Source organism: Candidatus Zymogenaceae bacterium (assembly GCA_016931225.1).
Lineage (GTDB): Bacteria > Desulfobacterota > Zymogenia > Zymogenales > Zymogenaceae > JAFGFE01.
The window spans coordinates 26,899-39,799 of record JAFGFE010000006.1 but is presented as its reverse complement, the minus strand read 5'-3'; the positions used below and the strand labels follow the sequence as shown (position 1 = coordinate 39,799).

Below are 12,901 nucleotides of genomic sequence, written 5' to 3'. Positions count from 1 at the left end.
TAAAAAATCTATTATAAGAGCATAGCCATGAAAAGAGCACTCATATTGGTGGGCGTCGCCGCCGTTTTGTTTTTCGGTTTCGCGTGCAGCGACGGGTCGGTTCCGGAGGTGTCGGACATCCGGGGCGCCGGGGCGACCTTCCCCTATCCACTCTACGCCAAGATGTTCGACGAGTACAACAGCATCTTCGGCGTCAGGGTTAATTATCAGGGTATCGGCTCCAGCGGTGGCATCAAGGAGCTTCTCAATAAAACCGTGGACTTCGGCGGCACCGACGCCTTCATGACCGATGCCATGCTGGAGGAGACCGGGGGAGAGATCGTACACGTCCCCACCTGCCTGGGCGCGGTGGCGGTCACATACAACCTCCCGAACGGGACGCCGATTCTGCTCTCCCAGGATGTGCTCGCAGACATCTTCCTGGGAAAGATCGAGAGATGGAACGACGAGCGCATCGCCTCTGTGAATGAGGGAGTCGAGCTTCCCGACCTCCTCGTCATTGTGGTGCACCGGTCCGACGGCAGCGGCACGACGAACATCTTCACCGATTTTTTAACCAGCGTCAGTCCCGAATGGGCGGATACGGTGGGTGTGGGGAAATCGGTTGAATGGCCCGCGGGGATCGGCGCCGCCAAGAACAGCGGCGTCGCCGGCATGATTAAGGAGACCCCCGGCGCCGTCGGCTACGTAGAGCTGGCCTACGCCGTCGAGAACGATATGGCGGTGGCCCTGATCGAGAACAGAAGCGGGAACTTTCCGGACCCGACACGGCTCGACACCGTCCGGACAGCGGCGGGTGATATCCCCGACGACACCCGGATATCCTTGGTGAATACAACGGCGGTTGACGGCTACCCGATTGCGGGATTCACCTGGATCATCCTCTTTCGGGAGCTAAATTACGACGGCAGAACCAGGGAAGACGCGAGGGCCCTGGTTGATCTCCTGTGGTGGATGATCCATGACGGACAGATATACTGCGAATCGCTCTTGTACGCACCCCTTTCAGACGACGCCGTCGAAAAGGCCGAGGGTATCATCAAAAGCATTACATACGACGGAGAGCCGCTTCTCCAATAGGCCTTACCGTAAATATCGAAGAAAACCCGGGAGCCCTCGTTATCGGCCACCGGGTTTTTTATAGCGGTCGAATGCGGTCTATAATCCTTCCGGTATCCACCAGCCCCAAGAACTCATCGCCCAGTCGCCTGCACTCGGAGACGACGCGTCGCCAATAGGCGATTCGATCGGCATCGTGTTCGATGAACCTCTTGAAATCCTTTCGATCCGGTATCTTCCCATAGGGAAGCCGGGAGACGAATTCCGGTGAGGGGCAGAGCATCAGGAGCCGATCGACGTGACTCCGGGGAGGGGTGCGCCGGGGGTGGAACTTGTCGAACCAGCCGGGGATAATGCGGTTCGTGTAGTGGGGAAAGATGACGACGCCGCCGTCTTTCTCGGGTATCGTGACGTGATAGTCGATAAGCCCCCCGTCCCGGTAGGTTCCCTCCGGTGCGTCGGGGATGTCCGTGACACCCTCCATCACCACCGGGATGGAGCCCGACGCCAGCACCGCCGGGCGGAGGTTTTTTTTCGTGAGCGCGATCACCACCGACCGTATGGCGTCGGGACGGCCGTCGCATCCCGGGAAGGGAGGTGTGCAGCGCCGATCGTGAAACACCGCCCGGTGGAAGAAACACCCCAGGAGATTTCGGGATATCATGCTCGAAGCACCCGCGAGGAGCATTGCCGGGCCCAGAATGCGGCCGTTGTCGGATTTCACAGGCCCCAGGGAGATGACCGCCAGCACCGAGAGCCGAAAGACCGGGTGGGTGAGGATGTGCTCGGCAGAGTTTTCCCGGAAGAAGGCGTCGAGGATTTTCACGCCCTCACCGGTCACATCCCGGGCGGTGGGGCCGTCGGGATAGGCGGTATAGTCCTGTGTGATATACGCCTCTTCGAATCTGTCGTATGCAAAAAGGGGATCCGCGTGTGTTCCTTGGGCAAGGGAGGCGAAGCGCCACGCCCCCGCCGACGCCCCCACCAGGTCTATGGGGTGTTCGGCCGTTTTCAAGAATGATCCGAAGAGGGCCCGGTCCAGGCCGCTGACGGCAAGCCATTTCGGGCCGCCTGCGGCGCCCGTGACGGCGGTAACATCTCCGTGTGTAAGCCCCCGCTCGAGGATTACGGCCCGCGCCGAAGGTCCGGCGAAAATGTTCAGGGCATGGGGCATGTCGATCTCCTGTTGCTATCATTCACCCTGTGCCGCTTTGTCCCACCGATGATGTGCCCGGTGCGTCATCGACGGGAATGGGATTGTGATCCATCCCGCACAGGGAGTCGGTGCGACACACTTCCACAGAGAATCAGGAGGGCCGCGAAGAGGTTGATCGCCCCCACCGCGGCGGCGGTTTGGGGGAGTCCCAGTATCGGGATGAAAAAGGCGGTGGCCAAAAGCGCCCCTAACGAAGACCCCAACAGATCCGTGCCGTACACCCACCCTCCGGAGAAGCCGGGGGACGCGCCGTTGCGGGAGACGAGCCGTGATGCGAAGACAAAATGAACACCCCCCAGCACACCGCCGATGAAGTTGAGGGTGATGAAACAGATGCTCAACGCCCCCCAGGGAAGAGTTTGAGGATTCATCGTCGACGCCGCGTATATCACCAGGATGATCAATAGACCATACACGGCATAGCATATCTGGACGATGAGGAGACGTCTCCACCCCCCCGGTCCTTCCTTCCCGCTCATTTTCCCCGTAATGATGCTTCCTGTGGCAAGGCCCGCCATAAACGCCGTGACGATCAGGCCCACCTGGTAGTAGACGTAGCCGTATATCGTCTGAAAGGCGACGATGATGATCACCTCGAGGGCGATCTCGGTGAAGCCGGCCGTCAGCACGGACGGACCCAGGGAGAGGTACACCACCGCCCGCCTCGATCTCAGGCGTCCGCCGATCATGATCGCACAGAGCCACAGGAACGTGGCGATTCCCAGTGCTGCAAGTACCCGGCTCACGGTAACCGACGACAGCTCCAGTATGGCGAGCTTCGTCCGGGGGGTGAATGAGAGACTCCACAGGATCATGTCGTACAGGAAGGCGATGGGCTCGGTGTCGGTGTTGGACCGGGTGTGGGGGGCGGTGTCAATAACAGAATTGATATATGCAATCCGCTCAACACTGAGGGCGTAGGGGAGGTAGTACTCCGTCACGAATAGATTCTCGATCCCCCGCTCATGCATACGGTCGGTGAGGACATCGGGATCGACGGTGAGGGAGGCTTCATCACCTCCCATGATGAAAAAGACCCGCTCCCCCGGAATGACGATTCTCTTCGGGTACACCCGATCGACGGTTTTCGCCATGCATCCCAAAAAAGACGCGCACGTGGGGCTGATGATCTCCTCCGACCCGCTTACGGAGAGCGACACAATACCATTGGGGGCCAGGATGCGGGACGTCTCCCGGAGAAACTCCTCGGTGTAGTAGCGGTTGATGCGGGCGTTGATGGGGTCCGCGACATTGATGATGATCACATCGTAGGCCGAATCGATCGTCTTGATGAACCGCCGGCCGTCGGTGTGGAGGACCCGAACCCTCGGATCTTTCAGGCTCTCTGTCGTACCCGGCGGCAGGTGGGTGACGGCAAGATCGATCAACAGCGGGTCCAGCTCCACGTAGTCCACCTCCAAAACAGTCGGGTACTCGAGTATCTCGGAGAGCGACGAGGCCACCCCGCCGCCCACCAGCAGCACCCGGGCGGGATCGGGGTGGATGAGCATGGGGTAGGTGACCGACAGCTCCGAGGCGATGACGTCTGGGTGGCTGAACGAGAGGACGCCGTTGTCGTAGAGGGTCGTCTGTGTGCCCGCCCGGGTCACGGTGAGGTTGCCGTAGATGGAGTCTTCCGACGCCGCAACGTCGAACCCCCGCCACTGGAACGTGCGGGTGATGCGGTCGATATCCGGCACGGGACTGACGATCTGGATGGCGAAAAAGAGAAAGAAAAGCCCCGTGACGAAGCAGAGGCAGGTCCTTTTTTTCAGAAAAAGAATGGTCACCGCCGCAGCGAGGGAGACGGCCCCCAGGATGAAGGCGACGGCGAGGGCGTCGAAGAAGCGTACGAGGATGAGGCTTGTCGCGGCGCCGCCGATCACCGAACCCATGGATTCATACAGATACGCGATCCTCGGCGCATCCCCCCGATCGGTCTCGGAAACCAGGGCGTCGACAATGTGGGGGAATAAAAGACCGCCAGTGAAACAGAACGGGAAGAGTGAAACCAGGGTGATCAGCGCCGTTGCGCCGATGCCGATGATTTCCCCCTGGGAGATGCCGAGGAGTGTTTTTGATATCCGAACCAGGATGATCGTGAGGGGGGCCAGCACCCCGAGAGTTGCAAGCAGTCCCGGGAAGAGGGCGCGGCGGTGCGTCGAACGGGCCGATTGTCGGGGTCGTCCGGAGAGGAGTGTTCCCGCATAGCTCCCCAGGGCCGTCCACAAAAGCCAGATCATCAAGACGATGCCGGTGGAGAGTTCGTTCCCGTAGAAAAAGACCATCATCTCCCTGAGGAGTATGATCTGGGCGGACGCCGCCAGAAATCCAAGGCAGGAGACGATCAGGCGGATGTCTTTTTTCGATGCAGTATGGTGGGAGGACATGTCACTGATTATCCGTTCGGCCACAATACAAGTCAAGGGAAAAGGAGCGGTGGTATCAGACCAGGCGGGTCATCTGTTGCTCTCTCATATATTATTGTCTTGCCAATGAAGTTGAAATGTGGTAATAAAAAAAGCCGGCAGTGCCGGCTGTCATTATTGTGGTGGAGTGAATCTACCGGGGCGGTATGTATGACCTCGGTGGACCGACATTTCAGTCTACCGCTCTCAAGGGGGCCGATCCTATCGGCCAGGCAGCTATACCGGAACAACAGGATAACGACACCGAGAAATTGAGCAAAAAAATGGAGCCTACGAAAAAATATGACCCGGCCCAGGTGGAATCCCGCTGGCAGCGGTACTGGGATGAACACAAGATATTCAATGTGACGCGGGACGACAATCGGGAGAAATATTACATACTGGAGATGTTTCCATACCCATCCGGAAAAATCCACATGGGTCACGTGCGTAATTATTCCATCACCGACGTCGTCGCCCGGAACAAGATGATGCGGGGATACAACGTGATGCATCCGATGGGGTGGGACGCCTTCGGCATGCCCGCGGAGAACGCCGCCATCCAAAGCGGCGTGCATCCTGCGAAATTCACCTACGAAAATATCGAATACATGAAGCGCCAGCTGATGGCCATGGGATTTTCCTATGACTGGGATCGGGAGCTGGCAACCTGCGACCCGGAGTATTACCGGTGGGAGCAGTGGCTCTTCATCAAGATGCTCAAGGAGGGGCTGGCATACCAGAAGAAATCCCCCGTCAATTGGTGCGAGACCTGCCAAACGGTGCTGGCGAATGAGCAGGTGATTTCGGGACGATGCTGGCGATGCGACGGTGAGGTCATCACCAGGGAGATCAACGGCTGGTTTTTCAAGATCACCGAATTCGCAGACGAACTGTTGGAAGAGCTGGACCGGATGCCCGGCTGGCCCGAGCGGGTGCTGACCATGCAGCACAACTGGATCGGAAAGAGCTTCGGCGCAGAGATCCGCTTTCCCCTGGAGAAAGGGGACGGGTACATCCCGGTGTTCACCACCCGGCAGGACACAATCTTCGGCGCCACGTTCATGGTCCTCGCCCCGGAACATCCCCTCACACGGGAGCTTTCCCGGGGGACGGAGCAGGAGGGCGAGGTGGACGCGTTCGTCGAGCGGATGCTGGCGACGGACAAAATCAAGCGTTCTTCGGAGGACTACGAGAAGGAGGGTGTCTTCGTCGGCGCCTACTGTATGAATCCCTTCACATCGGCCCGGATGCCCATCTTCGCCGCAAACTTCGCCCTGATGGAATACGGCACCGGCGCGGTCATGGCGGTGCCCTCCCACGACCAGCGGGACTTCGAGTTCGCGAAGAAGTACGATCTCCCGATCATCGTGGTCATCACACCATCGGACAAAACGCTCAGCGCGGATGAGCTCGACGAGGCGTACGTGGAAGACGGGGTGCTGGTCAACTCCGGTCGATTCGACGGCATGGAAAACCGGGCCGCCATGGACGCCATCATCGAAGACCTCAAGAAAAAAGGGTTGGGGGATAAGACCGTCAACTACAGGCTCAGGGATTGGGGGATCTCCCGGCAGCGATACTGGGGTGCGCCCATCCCGGTGATATACTGCGACAACTGCGGCGTGGTGCCGGTGCCGGAGGAGGAACTGCCGGTCATCCTTCCCACCGATGTATCGTTTCGGGTGGAGGGTGGATCGCCCCTGCAAGACCTGGATTCCTTCGTCAATGTGATATGTCCCTCCTGCGGAAATGATGCCCGGCGGGAGACCGATACCATGGACACCTTCGTGGAGTCGTCGTGGTACTATATCAGATATGCCTGTCCAGATTACGATAAGGGGATGGTGGATCCCGAGCGTGTCGATTACTGGCTGCCGGTGGATCAGTACATCGGCGGCATCGAGCACGCGATCCTGCATCTCCTCTACTCCCGATTCTATACCCGGGTGATGAAGCGTTTCGGGATGGTCAAGTTCACGGAACCCTTCACCAATCTCCTGACACAGGGAATGGTCATCAAGGACGGGGCGAAGATGAGCAAATCCAAGGGGAACGTGGTGGACCCCGAGGAGATGATTAAAAAGTACGGCGCCGATACCACCCGGCTCTTTATGCTGTTCGCGTCTCCCCCGGAGAGGGAACTGGAGTGGAACGACCAGGCGGTGGAGGGGGCGTTTCGCTTCCTGGGTCGCTTGTGGCGGGCGGTGTACGAGAACCTCGACCTGATTGAAAAGAAAGACGCATCCCAAAAGCCCGAGGCGGTCGACCCGGCCGACCTTTCGGAGGGGGCGGTCGCCCTTCGTCGGAAGACCCACCAGACCATCAGGAAGGTCACTGAGGATATCGAGGAACGCTTCCATTTCAACACCGCCGTCGCCGCGGTCATGGAGCTGGTAAACGAGGTGTATGGTTTCATCGCTGGCATTGAAAACCGGGACGCCGTATCCGATAAGGACGCCCTGGTGCTGGCCGACGCTCTGGAGAAATCGGTCGTGCTTCTCTCTCCCGCGGTGCCCCATATCACAGAGGAGCTGTGGGAGGCCCTGGGAAATGAGCCGAGCGTCGTTCAGGTTCCTTGGCCGGAGTTCGATGCGGATCTCGCCAAGGAGGATGAGATTACCATCGTCGTCCAGGTCAACGGGAAGGTCAGGAGCAGGCTGGTTGTGGGCGCGGATGCCGCAGACGATCGGATTCGGGAGCTTGCCCTCGCCGATGAAAAGACGAAAAAATATATCGACGGCATGAACGTCAAGAAGGTTGTCGTCGTCCCGAAAAAACTGGTGAACGTGGTGGTGGCGAAGTAGCCACATAGGGAACATATGGCCGACAATGCACCCAGACTCTTCGGCTCGCTGCTGGAGCTGGAAAAGGAGCTCACAGGCGGGATACTTCATCCCGTCTATTTTTTTTACGGTGACAACGAGTATCAGATAGAGGCGGCCGAACGGGAGACGGCGGAACGGGTTGTGCCGGGGGGTGTGAAGGGGGATGACTTCTCGTGCAGCGTCTTCTGGGCGGGGGACGATCAGACAGACGAGGTCCTCGGCGCCGCCATGACCCCGTCCATGCTGGGGGGCAAAAGGCTCGTGCTTCTTAGGCATGCGGAGAGGCTGACAGAGAAGGACGCACAGCGCCTGGCGGCGTACGCCGAAAACCCGCCGGGGGCGGCGGTCCTGATCGTCACCGCCAGGGGGGTCGGCAGCGGCACCCTCAGGCCGAAAACGCCCGCACCGCCGGGACGTCTTAAGGGCCTCGCACTGGCGGCGGCGACACTGCCGTGCTCCACCCCCCGGGAGGGTGAGATCAAAAACCTGATCAGAAAACGACTCTCGGCGGACGGAAAGGAGATCGACCCGGAGGCGCTCGCAGTGATGGTCGATTTTATCGGCCAGGATATGACGGCCGTGATGAAGGAGATAGAAAAGCTCTTGTTGTTTCTGGGGGATCGCAGACGCATAGAGACGTCTGACGTGGAGGAGATGATCCCCCATCTGAAGGCGCATTCCATTTTTGAGCTGACGGACGCCCTGAGCGGCGGCGATGCGGGAGGCGCCGTTTCCATCATACGTGACATGATGGTTTCGGGCGCCCAGCCGGTTCAGATGCTCCCGATGATCAGGTGGCATTTCATGCGTCTGTGGCGGATGAAGTCGTTGCTGGAACAGGGGAGGTCAGTTTCGGAAGCGGCACAGGCCGCAAAGATCGTCGGGTTTCGGGCGAAAGAATACGCCGCACAGGTGAAGAGAATTCCCCATGCGGCGTTTCATAACGTGTTTCGAGAGCTCTACCGGACGGACGTGCAATTGAAATCCCGCTCCGGGAAGGGCGGGGTGGTGCTTGACCGGATGGTCCTCTCGATTACTACGAACCGGCGGTGAGGGTGTTGTATTTACGTGTCAGGCGGGATATTTTCCGGGAGGCGTTTTTCTTGTGGATGACCCCCTTGGTGGCCGCCTTGTCGATATAACTGATGGTATCTCTGAGACGCTCTTTCGCGGTGTTGCCGTCTCCGCTCTCAATCGATTCCAAAAAGGACTTGATGTGAGACTTCATGGTGCTTTTGACGTGTCGGTTTCTCAGCCGACGCTGCTCGTTCTGCCGCATGCGTTTCAAAGCGGATTTATGGTTTGCCAACGCGCACTCCTTAAAACAAGTTAGATGTTTAAAAGCATGATTAAATGTGTAATTTTATATAATTGATACCGGACTGTCAAGAAAAAATTGGAACACTCAGAACACTCAGACAATTCACGCATAATCAGGGCGGCCGGCGTGGTGAGCGGGGCCACATTCGGAAGTCGTGTGATGGGCTATATCCGGGATATGGTCACGGCCTTCTTCTTCGGAACCGGCAACGCAGCCGATGCGTTTTTTCTCGCCTTTACGATTCCAAACCTGCTTCGCCGCCTCTTTGCAGAGGGAACACTGACCGTCTCATTTGTGCCGGTATTTACCGAGTATTATGAATTCCATGGACGGGATGAAGCCCGGGTCGTGGCCTCAGTCACCATGACGGCCCTGTCGATCGTGCTTCTCGGTGTGGTGCTGGCCGGAATCTACTTTTCCCCCCAGATCATCGCCGTCATGGCGCCCGGATTTCTGGAGGATCCGGAAAAGTACCGGCTGACCGTCCATCTTACCCGAATCATGTTCCCGTATATCTTTTTTATATCGCTGTCTGCCCTTTCCATGGGGATTCTCAACAGCCTGGGACATTTTCTCGCGCCGGCTTCGGCGCCCATATTTCTCAACATCGCCATGATCGGGGCGATGTTCTTTCTCTGTCCCGCCTTTCAAACGCCCATCAACGGACTTGCCGTCGGCGTTATCGTCGGCGGGATACTGCAGCTTGTTATCCAGCTACCCGCCCTCGCACAACGGGGGATGATACCCCGGATACGGTTTCAATTCTCCCACCCGGCGGTCAGATCGATCCTCCGGCTCGTCCTCCCGGCGGTATTCGGCGCGTCCATCTATCAGATCAACGTGGTCGTCATCAGGCTGTTGGCGTCGCTCCTCCCGGCGGGGAGTATATCATATCTCTACTATGCGGATCGTCTGACCCAGTTTCCCCTGGGCATTTTCGCCGTGGCCCTGGGAACGGCGGTGCTGCCCAGCATGTCGAAAATGGCGGCGAAGGGGGATATGGACCGCCTGAAGACGACATTCACCGACTCCCTTGCCCTGACGCTCTATATCACCGTGCCGGCGACGGTGGGGCTGATCGTCCTCAGGGAGCCGATCATGAGCCTCCTCTTTTTCCGGGGGGAGTTCGATTATGTGTCCGTCATCAAGAGCGCCGACGCCCTCCTTTTCTTCTCTCTGGGACTTCCGGCGGTAAGCGCGGTCAGGGTGATGTCCAACGCATTTTACGCCCGGCAGGATACGAAGACGCCGGTGAAGGTGGGCGCCCTTGCCATGATCATCAATATCCTCCTGTCCCTGTGGCTGATGACGATCCTTGAACATTCCGGGCTTGCTCTGGCGGTGTCACTGGCGTCGGTGGTCAATGGGACGCTCCTCCTTGTGATCTTCAGGCGCATCATGGGACGCCTGGGACTCAAACGGGTGCTTGTGTCGTTGGTGAAGACGGCGGTTGCGTGCTCACTCATGGGCGTTGCCGTTCACTGCCTCTCGGGGTTTGTATTGTGGAATGAGACCGGGCATACTATAATAAAGACCGTGGTACTGACCGGAGCGATTTTGGCGGGCGGGGTCATCTTCGCACTGACGACCCGTGCCCTCGGGTCCAATGAGTTTTCCATGCTCATGGAGCCGCTCAGAAATCGTCTCGGCGGGAAAAAATAGACTGACGAGGTGGCGTGATGACATACAGTATCTTCGAGGCGGGATCGGGATGGGTGGGTCTCGTGGCGACCGATTCGGGCGTGTTTTGCTCCGTCCTCCCGCGCTCGGACAGAAACAGGGTGGTGGAAGAGCTGGAAGAGGCGCTCTGTGAATGTCCGGACCCGGTGATTCCGGATTCATATATAGAAGAGCTGCTGGTGGCGTTCTTTGCGGGCAGCGGCGTCGACCTGAACGGGGTGGCACTGAACATGGAGAGGATACCCCCGTTTCATCGCCGAGTCTATGAGGCGGCGAGAACCATTCCCCGGGGGGCGGTGATGAGCTACGGGGAGGTGGCCCGGCTGGCGGGCAATCCCCGGGCCGCCCGGGCGGTGGGCGCCGCAATGGCGAAAAATCCCTTTGCGCCCTTCGTTCCCTGTCACCGGGTGGTGGGGTCGGACGGCGCTCTTGTGGGATTCGGCGGTCGGGGCGGCCTCGATTTCAAACGATCGCTCCTGAACGCCGAGGGCGTGAAGTGCCGGAATAACCGGGTGGTTCGATAGATATCGATATCACACATGAATGAAAAGGAGACCTCGATGGAAGAGAGAGGGGTTTCGGGAAGATCGATCTTCTACTTTGCGGTGACGCTGCTGTCGCCCCTGTTTCCGGTCTGTGTGGTGATCGTATTTCCCCACATCGCTCAGGCGATGGCGGTGTCTTTCGTCTCGCTGATATTCTTCCTTCTCACCCTGTGGGCGTGGGCGGGGCTCTGGCGGTCGGCGCACTCCCGGGCGATGAAGGTCATCGGGACGGTGACGGGGGGTGTCGGGGCGGTGTTGGGCCTCGTGCTGACGGTGTGTGCCTGGGTGATTTTTTGTGCCATGTCCTGACGGCCGAAGCCGCTGGGGGAGAACCATGAAACGAAAATGTACTGTAATGCTGTGGCTCTGTGTGATCGTAATGTTGTGGGGGTCCACGGCGAGCGCCCTCGACACGGAACGGGTGCCCGATACGGACACCATCATGGGATGGGTCGACGACCTGTGCGTGAACGATAACCGCAGGGTGGGGGAATTGGGGGGATTTGCGGGCGAGGACTATTTCTTCGAGAGGCTTACGGATCTCGGCCTGACCGACGTCAGGAAGGAACCGATCTACATGGACGTATGGCGGGCCGATGACTGGTCGCTGACCGTCGATGACGGGGGGGAATCGGTGGAGATACCCGCGTCGTTCTGCGTCTATACCGGTTTCACGCCCGCCGAGGGGGTGAGCGGGGAACTGGTGTATGTGGGAAGGGGGTCGAGGGCGGATTTCAGGGGCCGTGACGTCACAGGAAAAATCGTCGTGGCGGATATGGATTTCGGATCGATGCCGTATTTCCCGGTGATTTTATTGAAGGGACACTTTTTCTACGACCCGGATCGAACTCTCAGGTGGTGGGACAGCCAGGTGGTTCCCTGGTCGCGGAAAAACTGGCGCACCAATTACCTCGAAGAGGATGAGACCGATGACGTCTACAGCCGGGCGCTCAACCTGGGTGCCGCGGGCCTGATATGGATCCTGGCGGATCAGCCCACCAACAACAATACCAACTACGCCCTCCACGACGGCGTCATGAAAGACCTTCCCGCCCTGTATGTAGGGAAGCGAGACGGCGCGCTGCTCAGAGAGCGTGCGGATAAGGATCACGTCACCGCAACACTGACACAGACAGGGAGCATCGAAAAGGGGATCATGCACGAGGTATATGGGACGCTCCCCGGCATATCCGACGAGGCCATCCTGATCACCTGCCATCACGACGCGCCCTATAAGGGTTACATCCAGGACGCCACCGGCATGGCTGCGGTCCTTGCTATCGCCGAGTATTTTTCGGGGCTTCCCCGGGAGGATCGGCCGAGGACATTGATCTTCCTCGCAAACGCCGGTCATTTTTACGGGGACCGGGGCATCGAGGTTTTGGTGGAGCGGCATCGGAACGATTTCTTTTCCGACGTGGTGCTGACGATCAACCTGGAACAGGTGGCCGCCGGGGAGTTCGTGGAGAGGCCTGATGGCGAATACGAGCCGACGGGTCTCCCCCAGCCCAGGGTGGTCATGGTGCCCAAGAGCGACGTGATCGTCGATTCGATTTCCGACGCGATACGATCCTGGAACCTGACCCGTTCCATCGTCGTCCCGCTGACCGCGTTCAGCGACCGCCCGCCGGGAGCGGTTCGCCCGATTTTCGATGAGGGGATTCCTGTCATCCAGTACATCAGCGGTCCTGTATATCTCCTCAGCGACGCGGACACCCGGGAAAAGATCGACCAGGATGAGCTGGTGCCTACGGTGTCGGCCTTTATTGAGATAATCGAGTTTTTATCCGTGGCGCCGAAGGAATCCCTGGGCGGGTCACGGGAGTAGAAATACAAAAGGGCAT

At 58.9% G+C, this 12,901-nt stretch carries 10 protein-coding genes; 7 read left to right on the top strand and 3 right to left on the bottom strand.

Features of this window, described 5'->3' with window-relative positions:
• Nucleotides 1-27: 27 nt before the first annotated feature.
• A complete protein-coding gene (gene pstS, locus JW885_02245; GenBank protein ID MBN1880970.1) occupies nt 28-1,080 on the top strand; it encodes a phosphate ABC transporter substrate-binding protein PstS in 1,053 nt (350 codons plus the stop codon).
• Between the two features lie 58 nt (nt 1,081-1,138).
• On the opposite strand, the gene JW885_02240 is transcribed toward pstS, so the two are convergent.
• Nucleotides 1,139-2,233: a patatin-like phospholipase family protein gene (locus JW885_02240; GenBank protein ID MBN1880969.1), complete on the bottom strand. Its 1,095-nt coding sequence runs from the start codon at nt 2,231-2,233 to the stop codon at nt 1,139-1,141.
• 65 nt (nt 2,234-2,298) lie between these two features.
• The gene (locus JW885_02235; protein ID MBN1880968.1) at nt 2,299-4,665 is read right to left on the bottom strand and encodes a fused MFS/spermidine synthase; all 2,367 of its coding nucleotides are present in this window, start codon (nt 4,663-4,665) and stop codon (nt 2,299-2,301) included.
• Between the two features lie 302 nt (nt 4,666-4,967).
• Between JW885_02235 and JW885_02230 the strand changes: the two genes are divergently transcribed.
• Together JW885_02230 and holA are read left to right on the top strand one after the other, a co-directional pair.
• The gene (locus tag JW885_02230) at nt 4,968-7,490 is read left to right on the top strand and encodes a leucine--tRNA ligase (protein MBN1880967.1); all 2,523 of its coding nucleotides are present in this window, start codon (nt 4,968-4,970) and stop codon (nt 7,488-7,490) included.
• 15 nt (nt 7,491-7,505) lie between these two features.
• Nucleotides 7,506-8,564, top strand: coding sequence for a DNA polymerase III subunit delta (holA, locus tag JW885_02225; protein MBN1880966.1), 1,059 nt, complete (start codon nt 7,506-7,508; stop codon nt 8,562-8,564).
• On the opposite strand, the gene JW885_02220 is transcribed toward holA, so the two are convergent.
• Nucleotides 8,548-8,820, bottom strand: coding sequence for a 30S ribosomal protein S20 (locus tag JW885_02220; GenBank protein ID MBN1880965.1), 273 nt, complete (start codon nt 8,818-8,820; stop codon nt 8,548-8,550). The genes holA and JW885_02220 overlap by 17 nt on opposite strands.
• 87 nt (nt 8,821-8,907) lie before the next feature.
• On the opposite strand from JW885_02220, the gene murJ reads away from it, so the two are divergent.
• The 4 genes from murJ to JW885_02200 are packed head-to-tail and all read left to right on the top strand — an operon-like array spanning nt 8,908 to nt 12,885.
• A complete protein-coding gene (gene murJ / locus JW885_02215; GenBank protein MBN1880964.1) occupies nt 8,908-10,494 on the top strand; it encodes a murein biosynthesis integral membrane protein MurJ in 1,587 nt (528 codons plus the stop codon).
• A 17-nt stretch (nt 10,495-10,511) separates the two neighbouring features.
• Complete coding sequence (locus tag JW885_02210; protein ID MBN1880963.1) at nt 10,512-11,036, top strand: MGMT family protein; 525 nt, start codon at nt 10,512-10,514, stop codon at nt 11,034-11,036.
• A 36-nt stretch (nt 11,037-11,072) separates the two neighbouring features.
• Nucleotides 11,073-11,366: a hypothetical protein gene (locus tag JW885_02205; protein ID MBN1880962.1), complete on the top strand. Its 294-nt coding sequence runs from the start codon at nt 11,073-11,075 to the stop codon at nt 11,364-11,366.
• A gap of 25 nt (nt 11,367-11,391) precedes the next feature.
• Complete coding sequence (locus JW885_02200; protein MBN1880961.1) at nt 11,392-12,885, top strand: M28 family peptidase; 1,494 nt, start codon at nt 11,392-11,394, stop codon at nt 12,883-12,885.
• Nucleotides 12,886-12,901 lie beyond the last annotated feature (16 nt).